9 protein-coding genes are annotated in these 15,043 nt (G+C 70.9%); 3 read left to right on the top strand and 6 right to left on the bottom strand.

Features of this window, described 5'->3' with window-relative positions; genetic code table 11:
- Window positions 1-43: 43 nt before the first annotated feature.
- The 3 genes from ASF78_RS19455 to ASF78_RS23160 all read right to left on the bottom strand — a co-directional run bounded on the left by ASF78_RS19455 (window position 44) and on the right by ASF78_RS23160 (window position 6,886).
- Window positions 44-2,647, bottom strand: a complete 2,604-nt coding sequence (locus tag ASF78_RS19455; RefSeq protein WP_056593451.1) for a discoidin domain-containing protein — start codon at window positions 2,645-2,647, stop codon at window positions 44-46.
- A gap of 67 nt (window positions 2,648-2,714) precedes the next feature.
- Window positions 2,715-4,103 carry a DUF1996 domain-containing protein gene (locus ASF78_RS19450; RefSeq protein WP_056593448.1) on the bottom strand — a complete coding sequence of 463 codons (1,389 nt, stop codon included), beginning with the start codon at window positions 4,101-4,103 and terminating at the stop codon, window positions 2,715-2,717.
- A gap of 164 nt (window positions 4,104-4,267) precedes the next feature.
- Window positions 4,268-6,886 (bottom strand): discoidin domain-containing protein, encoded by a 2,619-nt coding sequence (locus tag ASF78_RS23160; RefSeq protein WP_056593445.1) that lies wholly within the window; start codon window positions 6,884-6,886, stop codon window positions 4,268-4,270.
- Between the two features lie 327 nt (window positions 6,887-7,213).
- On the opposite strand from ASF78_RS23160, the gene ASF78_RS19440 reads away from it, so the two are divergent.
- The gene (locus tag ASF78_RS19440; protein WP_082495210.1) at window positions 7,214-8,362 is read left to right on the top strand and encodes a LacI family DNA-binding transcriptional regulator; all 1,149 of its coding nucleotides are present in this window, start codon (window positions 7,214-7,216) and stop codon (window positions 8,360-8,362) included.
- Between the two features lie 155 nt (window positions 8,363-8,517).
- Here ASF78_RS19440 and ASF78_RS19435 read toward each other — a convergent pair whose 3' ends face one another.
- From ASF78_RS19435 to ASF78_RS19425, 3 genes are all read right to left on the bottom strand, one after another.
- Window positions 8,518-9,828: an ABC transporter substrate-binding protein gene (locus tag ASF78_RS19435; RefSeq protein ID WP_056593443.1), complete on the bottom strand. Its 1,311-nt coding sequence runs from the start codon at window positions 9,826-9,828 to the stop codon at window positions 8,518-8,520.
- Window positions 9,829-9,896: 68 nt separating this feature from the next.
- On the bottom strand, window positions 9,897-10,832 hold the full coding sequence (locus ASF78_RS19430; protein WP_082495209.1) for a carbohydrate ABC transporter permease: 936 nt from the start codon (window positions 10,830-10,832) through the stop codon (window positions 9,897-9,899).
- The gene (locus ASF78_RS19425; RefSeq protein WP_056594055.1) at window positions 10,825-11,766 is read right to left on the bottom strand and encodes a carbohydrate ABC transporter permease; all 942 of its coding nucleotides are present in this window, start codon (window positions 11,764-11,766) and stop codon (window positions 10,825-10,827) included. The genes ASF78_RS19430 and ASF78_RS19425 overlap by 8 nt, the downstream gene beginning before the upstream one ends.
- A gap of 168 nt (window positions 11,767-11,934) precedes the next feature.
- Between ASF78_RS19425 and ASF78_RS19420 the strand changes: the two genes are divergently transcribed.
- Window positions 11,935-13,887 (top strand): DUF6807 family protein, encoded by a 1,953-nt coding sequence (locus tag ASF78_RS19420; protein ID WP_056593440.1) that lies wholly within the window; start codon window positions 11,935-11,937, stop codon window positions 13,885-13,887.
- The gene (locus ASF78_RS19415; RefSeq protein ID WP_056593438.1) at window positions 13,884-15,041 is read left to right on the top strand and encodes a Gfo/Idh/MocA family protein; all 1,158 of its coding nucleotides are present in this window, start codon (window positions 13,884-13,886) and stop codon (window positions 15,039-15,041) included. The genes ASF78_RS19420 and ASF78_RS19415 overlap by 4 nt, the downstream gene beginning before the upstream one ends.
- Window positions 15,042-15,043: the final 2 nt, after the last annotated feature.

The raw sequence follows: 15,043 nt of genomic DNA, 5'->3' as shown, positions 1-15,043 counted from the left end.
CCCGGTCGTGGGACCGGGGCCGTCGGCATGCCTCTGCTCGGGATCAGCCGCCGTAGCTGGCCAGGTACGCCGGGATGGTCGCGGTGCCCTGCGCGACGCCGCCGGTGTCGTTGATGACGTGCGCGATCACGCCGTTGCCGCCGAGCGAGACCGTGAGGATGTTGTGGAACCGCACCCCCGGCTTGACCGGCACCTGGAACCCGCTGTCGACGACGATGCTCGGGTCGACGTTGAAGAAGCTGTACACGCCGCCGCCCCACAGCTCGTGGGTGGTGACGGCGTCGGCCACCCGGTAGCCGGCGTAGCCGCGGCGGGTGCCGTTCTGCCACGCCGCCTGGTTCGGAACGTCGTACGGCAGCTCGTTCTGGTAGAAGATCGTCCGCCCGCGGTCGCCGTTCCAGAGGGTGTTCTCCTTCTGGTAGTGCTCGACGAACAGCCCCAGGCCGAGGACGTCGTTGCCGTTGACGACCAGGCCGTACGCGGACGGGTTCTCGTTCCAGCCCACCCCGGCCCCGTGGTCACCGCGCCACGACCAGATGTGGTCGATGAGCGTGTCGTCGGAGTGGACGACGATCGCGGAGGTCACCTTGCCGGGGATCCGGCCGCCGACGCGGACGAACACGTCGTGCAGCGACACCGGGTTGGACGCGCGGTCGGTGTGGTTGCCGGCCGACCCGACCTCGAGCATCGCCGGGGAGTTGGTGACGCCCGCGTCGAACAGCACGCTCGCGATCCGGACGCCGTTGACGTCGCCGATCTTCATGGCCGTCTGACCGGCCGTCGGGACGATCGTCGCGTAGCCGAGGCCGAGCACCACGGTGTCCGCACGGTTCACCTCGATCGTCTTGTCGAGGGTGTAGATCCCCGGGGTGAGCAGCAGGTGCAGGCCCTGCGCCAGCGCCGCGTTGATGCGGTCCGCGCTGTCACCGGGCTTGGCGACGTAGAACTGGCTCAGCGGGATCGACGTGCCCGGCGTGTTCGGCCACGAGACGCCGCGGGCGTTGGTGCGGGACGACGGCACGAACACCGCGTAGCTGGAGCCGTCGAGGTACAGGTACGGCTTCTCCCGGCTGATGGGCGTCGTGTCGAGCACGGTGTGCGACGGGTTCGGGAAGCTCGGCGGCGGTGAGCCGGTCACGCCCGAGAAGACCATGTTCCAGACCGAGCCCTCCCAGCGGCCCAGCGCCGAGTCGCGGGTGTACCACTGCTGCTGCGACGCCGACTTCATCGCGCCGTCGACCTGGGAGTCGGCCGTGAAGCCGCCCGACGCCCAGCCGTACGACGACGGGAACACCGCGAGGTCGCCCGCCACGTGGATGCGCCGCATCGGCGCAGCCTGCGAGACCGCCCAGCGGTTCTCCCCGGTGAACGGCGTGATCTTCAGGTTCTCCATCGAACGCCAGAAGTTCTGCGTCGCGTTGCCGCCGAACCACTGCGCGTCGGCCCACACGCCACCGGTGATGTTGACGTCGTCGGGGTTGCGGCCGAGGCCGTTGATCGACGTGTTGAACCCGATGTGGGCCTGCACGTCGTAGGTGCCGGGGGCGAAGAGGAACTGGTCGCGGCGGGTGCCGAACTGCGCCTCCTCCTGGGCCGTGAACGTCTCGTCGAGCTTGGCCTGGATCGCGGCCTGGCCGGTGGTCGGCGTGAACACGTGGACGTTCGGGCCGAGGTCGCCGCCGCCCGGGATCGGGTCGGTGACCGGGGGCGTTCCTCCTGCGTTGATCTGGACCTCCCAGAGCGAGTAGCCGTACCCGGTGCCACGGGTCGTCAGGTCGAGCCGCACGTAGCGGGCGGTCGCGGCGACGTCGATCGCCTGCACGCCCCCGGTGCCGTTGGTGACGGTGGCCGCGGTCGTCCATGTGGTGCCGTTGGTCGACGTCTGGATGCGGAACGCCTTGCCGTACGCACCCTCCCACCGCAGCGTCACCTTGCAGACGGCCTGCGACGAGCCCAGGTCGACCTGCCACCACTGCGCGTCCGCGAACGTGCTGGACCAGCGGGTGCCGAGGTTGCCGTCGACAGCCGCGCTCGCGGGCGTGCCGCCGTTCTCCGTGGTCGACGCGGTGGCCGGCTTGCCCTGCGCGACGTTGGCCGTGCCGCAGGTGCCCGCGGTCGGGGTGGGCGTCGGGGTCGGGGTGATCCCGCCGACCTCGCCGAACACCTGGAACTCCCACAGCGAGTAGCCGTAGCCGGTGCCGCGGGCCGTGAGGTTGAGCCGCACGTACCGGGCGGTGCCGGTGACGTTCACGTTCTGCGTGCCGCCGGTGCCGTTGGTGACCGTGGCCGCCGTGGACCAGGAGGTGCCGTTCGTGGACGTCTGGACGGTGAACGCCTTGCCGTACGCGGCCTCCCACACGAGCGTGACGTGGTCGAGCGTGGCGGTCTGGCCGAGGTCGACCTGGATCGACTGCGGGTCCGCCGGGAGGCTCGCCCAGCGGGTGGCGGCGTTGCCGTCGACCGCGTTCCGGGCGGGGGTGTAGTCGGCGTTCTCCGTCGAGGAGGCCGTGACGGTCTTGCCTTGGGACAGGTTCACGGGTGCGGCGTTCGCGGCGGTGGCAGCGGTGATCGCTCCGACGGCGACGACGCCGGCCGCGAGCACTGCCGCCACCCAGGCGCGAGCCCGGGAGTGGACATGGGTGTGCATGAGATTCCTTCGGGAGGTGGGTGGGCGCGCGTCCCGGCCCTCGCGGACCGGGACGCGCGAGGGGGTGTTACGGGATGAGGTTGTAGCTCGCGTCCAGCACGGCTCCGGCCCACGGCTTGTACAGGTCGTAGCCGCGCGGGTTGCACTGCAGACCGCCGTTGATGCAGTGCTCGGTCAGCGCCTGGAGCACGGCCGGGTCCCACGCGTTGAAGAAGTCGTAGTGGAACGAGAACCCACGACCGCTCGAGAACCGGACGTCCGACATGTTCCCGTCGGCCGGCCACGACAGCTTGAACTCGATCATCGGCACCGCGACCGGGTGGCTCGCCGTGCACTCACCGTTGACGGGGTACGCCATGTGGCTCTTGTGGTTGGCCGAGTCGAGGTTGACGCCGTCCCAGCAGCTCGGCGCCTGGTAGCGGACGTTGAGCTGGGACCCGACGGGGCAGCTCGCCGGGATGTCCCAGTTGAACGAGCTGTTCCCGCACTCGAAGCCCTCGACCGTGCCGGGGGCCGTCCGGAACTCGTCCTTCGTCGCCGTCATGCTGCCGACGAGGAACCGCAGACCCTGCGGGAACGGGACGACCTTCTTGTAGTCGATGATCCCGGCCTTGTAGTAGATGGTCTGCTCGTTGCTGGCGACGACCTTGTTCTCGCCGCGCATCAGTGTCGGGAACCAGTACGCCGACTCGTCCTGCGGCACCGTGCAGCTGGTGCTGTTCGCGGCCAGCAGCGACGCCGTCGTCGTGTTCGCGTTGGTCGAGCGGTTGCCCAGGAACGTGTGGCTGTGCGACGCGCCCGCCTGGCCCGGGTAGACGATCGGGTCGTCGTTCAGCGTGTGCGTCGGGGTGCAGTTGGCCTGGAACTCGTGGTGCGTCACCGACGTGTCGGCGCCCGGCGGGGGCGACGGCAGCGGCTTCGGCGTGTGCGTGGGCGACGTCGCGCCCCCGGTGCCGAGGACCGCGAGGTCGTACAGCGAGTAGCCATAGCCCGTGCCGCGCGCGGTGAGGTGCAGCCGCAGGTACCGACCGGTGCCCGACGCGGCGACGGTCTGGTTGCCGCCCGTGCCGTTGGTGACGGTCGCGACGGTGGTCCAGGTGGTGCCGTTCGGGGAGAGCTGCACCTGGAACGCCCTGGCGTAGGCGGCCTCCCAGCGCAGCTCGACGCGGTCGACCGTGGCGGTGCCGCCCAGGTCGACCTGGATCCACTGCGCGTCGGAGAACTGGCTGGCCCAGCGGGTGCTGCCGTTGCCGTCGACGGCCCTGGACGCGGTGAAGTCCGGGCCCTCCGCCGACGAGGCCGTGGCGAGCTTGCCCTGCGAGATGTTGACGGGTGCGGCGCTCGCGGACGACGCGATCGCGACACCGAGACCGGTCGCGACGAGCACCGCGGACAGGCTCCCGGCCAACCAGGCCCGGGCCTTCCTCGAGCGTGGGGCATGGAGATGGGTGGGCATGAGGTCTCCTTCAGACGAGGTGCGGAAGGGACCCGAGGGTGGTGCGACGATGCACACGACCCTCAGGCGGTTCGGCTCTGTGAGGGGTTGGCCGAGGGTTGGTGCCCGGGGCGGGTGGCCGCCCGCCCCGGGCACGTCAAAGAGCAGCGGAAACGTCGATGCTGCTACCCATAGATGCCAAGCTCGTACAGCGAGTAGCCGTACGCGGTGCCGCGGGCTGTCCCGTGCACCCGCACGTAGCGGGCCGAGCCGGCGGTGTTCAGGGTGTCGACGTTCCCGTCGCCTGCGGTGACGGTGGTCAGCGTCGCCCACGCGTTCCCGTCGTTCGACGTCTCGATGCGGTAGCCCTTGCCGAACGCGGACTCCCACACGAGCTGGACCGACGAGAACGACCGGACCGAGCCCAGGTCGACCTGGATCCACTGGTCGTCGGACCAGTTGCTGGCCCACCGCGTCGAGTAGTCGCCGTCGGTCGCCTGACCAGCGGTGAAGTTGCCGTTGTACGGGTCGAACGACGACGCGGTCGCGGGGCGGCCCTTCGCGATGTTCGTCCCGTTGACGGCCGGCGGGACCACACGGAACGACTTCGTCTCGACGCCCACGTTGCCCTTGCCGTCCTCGGCGAACACGTAGACCTTCCAGACGCCGAGCGTCTGCGGGGCCGTCACCGAGAACGTGCTGCCGCTGCGCGTGAACGTCGCCGGGGCCAGGCCGCCGGAGTCGTTCACGTACTTGCTGTTCAGCAGCACGTTGTAGGTGATCGGGTCACCGTTCGGGTCGCTCGCCGACGCGTTGACGGTGAACGTCGAGCCGGCCACCACGCTGCCGCTGTTCGGCACGGTCATCGAGCTGAACGTCGGGGGAGTGTTGACCCCTGCCGCCCCGGCCGAGCCGCCGTACGCCTTGGCGACCGCGTAGTACGACAGGCGCTTGTTGTTGCCCGGCTTCACGTTGAACCAGATGCCGCCGAAGTCGCCCTCGTTGCCGTAGTGGAACAGCGTGGCGCCGAGCGCGACGCCGGGGTGCGCCTTGATGCAGTTCCACGCCCGCGTGTACCCGTCGGCGTTCTGCTGGTCGGTGCCCTGGTCCGGCACGCCGTTGGCGTCGTCGGGAACCTCCCACTCGCCGGCCGGGCCGCCCTCGGTGATGAGGTACGGCTTGGTGTAGCCGCCCGCGATCCACGTCGCCTTGGCGTCGCACACCGCGTTGTAGGCGTTCAGGCCGTACAGGTCGAGGTCGGGCGAGTTGGCCTTGTAGTACGGCCACGCGCCGGTCCACGCGTCGGTCGACGTCACCGGGTGGTTCGGGTCGATCTGGTGGATCCGCTTGGCGGCGTCGTTGACGAACGTCGCGTAGGCGGCGCGCTGTGCCTCGAGCTCGGCGCCCGAGAAGCAGCTGCCGAGGCCGAGCAGGGACTCGTTGCCGACGTTCCACATGAGCACGCCGGGGTGGTCCTTGTACGCCGTGACCCAGGTGACGATGTCGTTCATCGAGTTCGTCTTGTACGTGGTGTCGGTGACGTAGTTCGGGCACCCGCCCGAGCCGGGGCCGCCGCCGGGCGCGAGCCAGAAGCCCGCGACCGTCCGCATGCCCGCCGCCGCTGCCGCGTCGAGCAGGACCTTCGAGCCCGCGTCCGTGCCCCACGTGCGGATGGTGTTGACGCCCATCGCCTGGAGGTTGGCGGCGTGCTGCGGGAACTCGGCCGGGGCCGGACCCCACGTCATGCCCTTGGTGACCCAGTTCTGGCCGTTCACCAGCAGCGACCAGTCGCCCTGGCTGCCCGCGACGCGGACCTTGCCGTCGGCGGGGCCGGTGGGATCAGGGTCGGGCGTCGACGTGCCGGTCGTCCGCACCGACACCTCCCACAGCGAGAAGCCGTAGCCGGTGGCGCGGGTCTGCAGCTCGAGCCGCAGGTACCGGGCGGTGCCGTTGACGGTGATCGTCTGCGTGCCACCCGTGCCGTTGGTGACCGTCGAGAGCGTGCTCCACGTCGTGCCGTTGGTGGAGCCGCGGACCAGGAAGGCCTTGCCGTACGCGCCCTCCCAGCTCAGCGTGACGTTGCAGAGGGCCTGGCTCGAGCCGAGGTCCACCTGCCACCACTGGTTGTCCGCGAACGTGCTGGCCCAGCGCGTGCCGGCGTTGCCGTCGACCGCGAGGCCGGCCGCCGTGCCCGCACCCTGCTCGGAGGAGGATGCGGTCGCAGCCTTGCCCTGTGCGACGTTGGTCGTGCCGCAGGTGCCCGTCGGCGGCTGCGTGCCGCCCGGCGTGCCGTAGACCTGCACCTCCCACAGGGAGTAGCCATAGCCGGTGGCGCGCTTGGTGCCGAGCAGCTGCACGTACCGACCGCTGCCGGCGACGTTCAGCGTCTCCTTGCCGCCCTTGCCGGTGGTGGTCGTGTAGATGCTGGTCCACGACGTGCCGTTGTCCGACGTGCGGATCTGGTAGCCCGACCCGTAGGCGGCCTCCCAGGTCAGGACGACCTGGTCGACCTGCGCGGTCGCCCCCAGGTCGATGGTCAGCCACTGGCCGTCGGACGGGGTGCTCGCCCAGCGGGTGCCGGCGTTGCCGTCCACGGCGGCGGACGCCGGTGTGTAGTCGGCGCTCTCCGTGGACGACGCGGTGGCGGTCTTGCCCTGCGAGAGCAGGACGGGCTCGGCCTGTGCCGAGGTGGCGGGGATCGCGATGCCTGCCGCGACGACGGCGGCCGCGGCCAGGACGGCAAGCAGGCGCCGGCTGCGGCCGGGTGGTGGGGAGGTGCGTGGGTGGGTGTGTGCTCTGAACACAGGTGTCTCCTCCGGGGCTGGCCCGTGCAGGGGACGGGAGGTCGGTCCGCAGTCGACCTCGTCGTCGGTCCGGTGCGCCGGGCGTGCAGTTCGTCGTTGAGCTGAGTGCCGGGTCATGTACGGGAGAGCGCTCTATCGGCGGATCCAAGTTCAGGCCGTCGACATCGTGCTCGAGGGGTGTGGATGGCGCCCTTCTGGCTCCCGGAGGGACCGTATACCCGCTTTCGCCCGCTCGTATAGTCGAGATGACGGGAGAAGCGTCCGTCGTGACGCCCGCAGCTGAGGGAATTCGGCGAGAGCGCTCTCCGAGACTGGTAGCCTGACCGTATGGCAGACGAGCCCGGCGTCGGGAGTGCGAGCGTCGACTCGCGCGCGGGTGCGGCCCTCGCGGGGACCCTGGAGGCGACGCCGCCGAGCGGCCTGCCCGTCGGCCCGGCCTTGCCCACGATCTCCGGATCCGGTGCCCCCACCCTGGAGGACGTGGCCCGCGTCGCCGGCGTCTCGCGGGCCACCGTGTCGCGGGTCGTCAACGGCCAGCGCCGCGTCGCCGCGGACATCCAGGCGGTCGTCCGCGAGGCCATCGCCACGACGGGCTACGTGCCCAACCTCGCCGCCCGGTCGCTGGTCACCCGCCGCACCGGCGCCGTCATCGTGGTGGTCTCCGGTGCCGAGGAGCAGGGCTCACCCTCGACCATCGACTTCGCCGACCCGTTCTTCGGCCGCGTCGTCGGCGGCATGCTGCGCGCCCTGCGCCCGCGCGACGTCGACCCGGTCCTCATGCTCGCCGAGACCGACTCCGACCGCGCCCGCGTCATCTCCTCCCTGCGCAACGGCAACGCGGACGGCGCCCTCGTCGTGTCCACCCGCGGCGACGACCCGATGCCCGGGCTGCTCGTCGAGGCGGGGCTCCCCGCCGTGGTGTTCGCGCGCCCCGGCCGGCCGATCCCGCTGAGCTTCGTCGACGTCGCGAACCGCGACGGTGCGCGCCTCGCCGCCGAGCACCTGGTGGCCCGGGGGTGCCGGCACGTCGCGGCGATCTCCGGTCCCCTCGACGTGCCGTCCGCGCAGGACCGGCTCTCCGGGTTCCAGGACGCCATGGCCCGCCACGGGCAGGCGTTCGTCCCGACCGTCGGTGGCAACTTCACGTACGAGAGCGGCGTCGCCGCGATGACGTCGCTGCTCGCGGAGTACGGGGACCTCGACGGGGTGTTCGCGTCCAACGACCTCATGGCGCTCGGCGCGATCGAGGCGCTCCAGGCCTCCGGCCGGCGGGTGCCCGACGACGTGCGCGTCATCGGGTTCGACGACAGCTCGGTCGGCGCCGTCTCGCGTCCTGCGCTCACGTCCGTGCGGCAACCGATCGAGGAGATGGCCGCGGAGATGGCCCGCATCCTCCTGGACACCATCGCCGACCCGGGCCGCCGCGTCACGTCGACGATCTTCGAGCCCACCCTGCGCATCCGCGACAGCGCCTGACCCTGGCCTCCCCGGACGTCCGAGGAACTGGCTGCCCCAGCGCGCACATCCTCGGACGTCCGGACGACGGCAGGGTGGAGGGGGCAGACAGCGCGACGTCCGCACGTCCGAGCGGAGGGGGGCTCGGTCGTGCGGACGTCGCGGTGCAGGGGTGATCAGCCGCCGATGGCAGCCTCGACCTCCATCGTGTACTGCTTGGCCGCGTCGGCCGGGGTCAGGCGGCCGAAGAGGACCTCCTGGTTGAGGCGGCGGGTGATCTCCGCGACCTCACCGGCACCGACGGGCGGGACCGGCGGGCCGTCGACGATGACCTCTTCGAGGCCGGCCAGGAACTCGGCGGCCTGCTTGTCGGTGGCCGAGAACAGGTCCTGCACGGCGGCACGGACCTCGGTGTTGGCCGGCAGGCCACGGTCGGAGAGCAGGATCTCGCCGGCGGCAGGGTCGTTGAGCAGGAAGTCGACCAGCAGTGCGGACTCCTCCGGGTGCTCGGACTTGGCCGAGACGGAGTAGTACATGGCCGGCTTGAAGTACATGCCGGTGCGGTCGTTCTCGGACTCGCCGGGGACGCGGAGCAGCTTGAGCTCCTTGCCCGAGGCGTTGGTGATCGCGGTCAGCTGGTTGGTCCAGAACCACGCCATGGCACCGGTGCCGGTACCGACGAGGGACTGCTCCGGACCGCCGGCGTCGACCTCGACCGTCTTGGCGGCGTCGGGCGAACCGCCACCGGCCTGCAGGTCGAGCGAGTACTGCCACCACTCGGCGAGGGTCTTCTCGTCGTACCCGAGCTTGTGGTCGTCGGTGTACAGGGCCTCGCCGCGCTGACGCGCGAAGATCGAGAAGCCGGGCTCGTTGAAGCCGTAGTCCTGCGCGCCGTAGATCGTCTTGCCGGTCTTGGCGGAGATCTCGTTGGCGATCTCGACGTACTCCTCCCACGTCCACGAGGTGTCGTCGGGCATCTCGACACCGGCCGCCGCGAACGCTGCGGGGTCGGCGATGATCGAGTACGCGTTGACGCCGGTGGCGATGCCGTAGAGGGCGTCGTCGATGGTGCCGGACTGGATGACGCCCTCGTCGATCTTCGACGTGTCGATGCCGAGGTCGTTGAGGTCGGCCAGGACGCCACGCGAGGCGTAGTCGTTGAGGAAACGCTCCTCCTGCGTGATCACGTCAGGCGCGTCCCCACCGGCGACGGAGGTGCCCAGCTTGTCGAAGTAGCTGTTCCAGTCGGTGTAGTCGGGGACGACGGTGATGTGCGGGTACTTCTCCGTGAACTTGTCCAGCACCTGCTGGGTCAGCTCGTGGCGGGTGTCGGAGCCCCACCAGGAGAAGCGGATCTCGACGGGCTCGGGCGGGCCGGACGAGGTGGCCTCGGCGGCAGGCTCGTCGGAGCCGGCACAGGCGGTCAGGGCCAGGGCCGCGACGGCCAGCAGGGCACCTACGCGGAGGGACGGACGGGGGCGGCGCATGTTTCTCCTTGGTTGACGAGGACGACGGTGTGCTGTCAAGGCCGGCGGAACAGAACTACACAGGACTGCTACTTGATGCCCGTCGTCGCGATCCCCTTGACCAGGTACTTCTGGCCGAAGAGGAAGGCGAGGAAGACGGGGATGAGCGAGACGATCGACATCGCGAACATCGGGCCCCACGAGCTGGCGCCCGTGGAGTCCAGGAAGGTGCGTAGAGCAACCGGAGCGGTGTACATGTCCGGTCTGATGAGGAAGATCAGTTGGCTGAAGAAGTCGTTCCACGTCCAGATGAAGGTGAAGATCGCCGTGGTCGCCAGGGCCGGCAGCGAGAGCGGGAGCATAATCCGCAGATATATGCGCCCGTGACCGCACCCGTCGAGGCGTGCCGCCTCGTCCAGCTCCCGGGGGATCCCGCGGAAGAACTGGACCATGAGGAAGATGAAGAACGCGTCCGTGGCCAGCAGCTTCGGCACGATCAGCGGCAGGAACGTGTTGATCCAGTCGAGCCGGGCGAACAGGATGTACTGCGGCACGATGATCACGTGGATCGGCAGCATGATCGACATGAGCATGATCGCGAACCACAGCTTGCGGCCGCGGAACTCGAGCCGCGCGAACGCGTAGGCCGCCATCGAGCAGCTGACCAGGTTCCCCAGCAGCGACCCGAGCACGATGATCGCCGAGTTCATCAGGTAGCGGCTGAACGGGTACTGCAGCGCGTTCCAGCCCTCCGAGTAGTTGGTCCAGTCGACCTCGGAGGGGATGAGGGACACGTCCCGGAAGATCAGGTCGGTCGGCTTGAACGAGCTGATCAGGAGCCAGACCAGCGGGTAGAGCATCAGCGCGCAGAGCGCGATGAGGCCGAGGTGCTTGAGCGCGGAGCGCCTGCGGTCGGGCCAGGGGGACCGGTGGCGCAGGGGCGGCGCCTCGTCGGCAAGCGCGGAGATGCGCTGCGCGGGTGTGGGGGCGTCGGTGGGCGTGGTGCGCACGTGGACCTCAGTCATCGTAGAAGACCCAGAACTTGGAGGCGAAGAAGTTGACCAGGGTCATCACCGCGACGATGAGCACCAGCAGCCAGGCCATGGCGGAGGCGTACCCCATGTCGAAGGCTGTGAATCCCTTCTGGTACAGGTAGAGCGTGTAGAACATCGTGGAGTCGGCCGGGCCGCCGGTACCGCCGGAGACGACGAACGCCTGCGTGAAGCTCTGGAACGCCCCGATCACCTGGAGGACCAGGTTGAAGAAGATGATCGGGGTGAGGAGCGGCAGGGTGATCGACCTGAACTTGCGCACGACGCCGGCGCCGTCGATGGCCGCAGCCTCGTAGTACATCTCCGGGATCTGCCTCAGGCCGGCCAGGAAGATGATCATCGGAGCGCCGAAGGTCCAGATGTGCAGCAGGACCAGGGTGTAGAGCGCGGTCTCCGGGTCGGACACCCAGCCCCTGCCCTGGATGCCGAACAGCGCCAGGAACTCGTTCACCAGACCGTCGATGCCGAACACCTGACGCCACAGGATGGCGACGGCGACCGAGCCACCGAGCAGCGAGGGCAGGTAGAGGACCGAGCGGTAGAAGGGCAGCCCCTTCAGGCCGCGGTCCAGGATCAGCGCCAGCGCGAGGGCGGCGAGCAGCTGGAGCGGCACGGCAGTGAACACGTACGTGAACGTGACCTGCAGCGAGTTGAGGAGCCGGGGGTCCTCGAACAGCCGGACGTAGTTCTCGAGGCCGGTCCACTCGGGGGGTTCGAGCAGGTTGTAGTCCGTGAAGGACAGGTAGCCCGATGCGACCATCGGGCCGATCGTGATGAGCCCCAGGCCCAGGAACCACGGCAGCAGGAACACTGCTGCGGCCTTCCCGTCACCGTTGCGCAGACCCCGCCGGGAGGGCGCGGCCTTGGCGCCCTTGGCGGTCTTGCGCAGCTCTGTCACTACGGACATGTCGTCGATCACCTCACTGTGTTCGCGATAAGGATCCGGTGAGAAACCGGTTCCTCGGTCGGTACCGTAGCACCCGTAGAAGTGGTTGGGAACCGGTTTCCCGTAGTGTATGTTCGGCGCGGAGCCGCCTTCACTTGAGTGGCTCGAGGGTGACCGCGGGAGGCTGCAGTGACGCAGAACGGGTGGACGCGCAGCGCGTCGACCATCGCGGAGGTCGCGCACGCCGCGGGCGTGTCCAGGGCCACCGTGTCCCGGGTCATGAACGGCCGGTCCACGGTCGACCCGGAGCTGGCCGCGCGCGTCCGGGAGGTGGCGGAGCAGCTCCACTACCGGCCGAGCAACACCGCGCGCAGCCTGTCTCTCGGGCGGACCAACACGGTCGCCGTGGTGGTCCCCGACCTGGCCAACCCGATGTTCCAGCAGGTGCTCCGCGGCGTCGCCTCGGCCGCGGCCGAGGAGGGGTACCGGGTGCTCGTGGCGGACACCGCCGAGCACGCGGCCGACGAGGAGCGCATCGCCCTCGACGCGCGGCTGCGCTGCGACGCGCTCGTCCTGGTCTCACCCCGGATGCCCGAGCAGACGCTGCGCGCGCTGCTCCCGGAGATCCGCCCGGTGGTCGTCGTCAACCGCGCCGCCGACGGCGCGACGCCCACGCTGGCCATCGACTACGCCGCCGGCATCGACCAGATCGTCGAGCACCTCACCGGCCTCGGGCACCGCCACCTGCTGTACCTGGCCGGTCCCACCGACAGCGCGTCGCACGGCGCCCGGCTCGACGCCCTGCGGGTCGCGGCGGCTCGACGCGAGGACGTGCGGCTCAGCGAGCGGCCCGCCGGCTCGTCGGTCGAGTCCGGGTACGCCGCCGCGCAGGACGTGCTGGCGTCGCGCGCCACCGCCGTGGTCGCGTACAACGACCTGGTCGCGTTCGGTCTGCTCGCACGCCTCAACGAGCTCGGCGTCGCCGTGCCCGGTGACGTGTCGATCACGGGGTTCGACGACATCGAGCTCGCCCGCTTCGCGACGCCCTCGCTGACCACCGCGACCGTCCCGCAGGCCGAGCTCGGCCGGCAGGCGTGGGCGCACCTGCGCTCCCTCGTCGGCGGCGAGACGCTCGACCCGACACCGCCGCTCATCGAACCGATCCTCGCCATCCGGGCCAGCACCGGTCCGGTACCCCCTGCCGCCCGGCTCGGCCGCCGCGCAGCGACCGACCCCGTGGAGCCCGAGGTGCCTGAGCTGACCGCCGCCGCGTGGGGCGACGACCGGAACGCGTACCTGCTCAGCGGCGTCGCCCGGGACAGTGCATCCGTCCCGCTCGCGCGGTACGTCTCCGGTGAGCGGCTGCCCCGCGTCCACGCGCCCCGGCCGTACCTGCACCCGGTGCACACGGCGGCCGGCACGGCGCTGACCGAGACCAGCCCGGTCGACCACCGGCACCACTACGGCGTGTCCATGGCGGTACCCGTCGTCAACGGCACCAACTACTGGGGTGGTCGCACCTTCCTGCGGGACGAGGGCCCGACCCTGCTGCCCAACCACGGTCGCCAGGTCAGCACCGGGACCCGGCTGGACGACGACGGCGCGACGCTCGTCGACGAGATCGAGTGGCGCGACGAGCGCGACCGGCCCCTGCTCGCGGAGGACCGCCGGCTGTCCGCGGCTCCCCTGCCGGACGGGCGCGGCTACGTGCTGCGCTGGTCCAGCGTGCTGCACGCCTCGCACGGCCCGCTGCGCATCGAGAGCCCCGGCACCAACGGCCGGCCGAACGCCGGCTACGGCGGCATCTTCTGGCGGCTCCCGTCGGCGGACGTCACCACCGTGCTCGGCGCCGGGCTCGTCGGTGAGGAGGCCGTGCACGGCAGCCTGTCGCCGTGGCTCGCGTTCGTGCAGCGCCGCGAGGGCGCGACGACGACGGTCCTGCTCGTCCAGCACCCTGCGCACCTGCGCCCGTGGTTCGCCCGCGTGGCCGAGTACGTCGGCGCCGGTCCCGCGCTCGCATGGGACCAGGTCGTCGACGTGGCGCAGGGCGACCGCCTCGACGTGGGGCTGGCCGCCGTCGTGGTGGACCGCGCGCTCGGCGCCGACGAGGCAGGACAGCTCGCCGCGCAGGCGTGGGGATGAGCGTGCACCCGGTCCGCGACGCGCCGCAGTCCACGGCGACCGCCCTGCCGACCATCGCGGTGGTGGGCATCCACGGCCACGGTGCCTCGCACGTCCGGAGGGTCCTCGACCTGCAGGAACGCGGCCTCGCGACGCTCACGGCCCTGGTGGACCCGCGGCCGCTGGACGGTGACGTCCCGTGGTTCCCGGACCTCGACACCCTTCTCGCGGAGGCCCGGCCGGACGTCGTCGTCATCTCGACCCCGATCCACACCCACCTCGCGCTCGCGTCCGCGGCGCTCCGGGCGGGCTGCGACGTGCTGCTGGAGAAGCCGACCACCGCGTCGCTCGCCGAGCACGCCGAGCTCCTCGCCGTGGTCGAGCAGACCGGGCGGCTGTGCCAGGTCGGGTTCCAGACGTTCGGCTCCGGTGCGGTCGACGAGGTCGCCCGGATCGTCGCCACCGGGGAGCTGGGGGAGATCACCGGGGTCGGCGCCGTCGGGACCTGGGTGCGGACCGCGGCGTACTACCAGCGCGCACGGTGGGCCGGCCGGCGCACCCTCGACGGGGTCGAGGTGGTCGACGGGGTCGTCACCAACCCGCTCGCGCACGCCATCGCCACGGCGCTCCTGCTCGCGGGAGCCCGCACGGCGCAGGACGTGACCGACGTGCGGCTCGACCTGTTCCGCGCGCACCCGATCGAGGCGGACGACACGTCGGCCGTCGTCGTCGAGACCCGCGCGGGGGTCCGCGTCGCCGCGGGGCTGACCCTCTGTGCACCCGAGCGCACCCCGGCACGCGTCACCGTGCGCGGGACGCTGGGCACCGCGACCCTGTTCTACGAGTCCGACGAGCTCGAGGTCCGGTCCCCGCGGGGCACCCGTCGGATCACGTGCGGCCGCGTCGACCTGCTCACCCAGCTGCTCACCGCCCGCGCCCACCCGCCCGTCACCCTGCGGTGCTCGGTCGCGGACACGGGCGCCTTCCTGCGCGTGCTGGAGGCCGTGCGGACCGGGCCCGACCCGACGCCCGTCCCGGACGAGCTCGTGGAGTGGGTCGACGAGGGCGGCGCCCGGCACCCGGTGATCGAGGACATCGAGGCGTGGTGCGCGCGGGTCGCCGACGAGGGTGCGACGTTCTCGGAGCTGGGTGCCCCGTTCGCGGCGGGGTCGTAGGC

Source organism: Cellulomonas sp. Leaf334, from assembly GCF_001424195.1.
GTDB lineage: Bacteria > Actinomycetota > Actinomycetes > Actinomycetales > Cellulomonadaceae > Cellulomonas.
The sequence above is the reverse complement of the archived record's forward strand: the minus strand, read 5'-3'. Positions and strand labels throughout refer to the sequence as shown.

Bases quoted from the DNA above. Each gene is read 5' to 3' on its own strand.
- ASF78_RS19435 (WP_056593443.1), bottom strand. From the start codon at position 9,828: ATGCGCCGCCCCCGTCCGTCCCTCCGCGTAGGTGCCCTGCTGGCCGTC.
- ASF78_RS19430 (WP_082495209.1), bottom strand. From the start codon at position 10,832: ATGACTGAGGTCCACGTGCGCACCACGCCCACCGACGCCCCCACACCC.
- ASF78_RS19450 (WP_056593448.1), bottom strand. From the start codon at position 4,103: ATGCCCACCCATCTCCATGCCCCACGCTCGAGGAAGGCCCGGGCCTGG.
- ASF78_RS19425 (WP_056594055.1), bottom strand. From the start codon at position 11,766: ATGTCCGTAGTGACAGAGCTGCGCAAGACCGCCAAGGGCGCCAAGGCC.
- ASF78_RS19455 (WP_056593451.1), bottom strand. From the start codon at position 2,647: ATGCACACCCATGTCCACTCCCGGGCTCGCGCCTGGGTGGCGGCAGTG.
- ASF78_RS19415 (WP_056593438.1), top strand. From the start codon at position 13,884: ATGAGCGTGCACCCGGTCCGCGACGCGCCGCAGTCCACGGCGACCGCC.
- ASF78_RS19440 (WP_082495210.1), top strand. From the start codon at position 7,214: ATGGCAGACGAGCCCGGCGTCGGGAGTGCGAGCGTCGACTCGCGCGCG.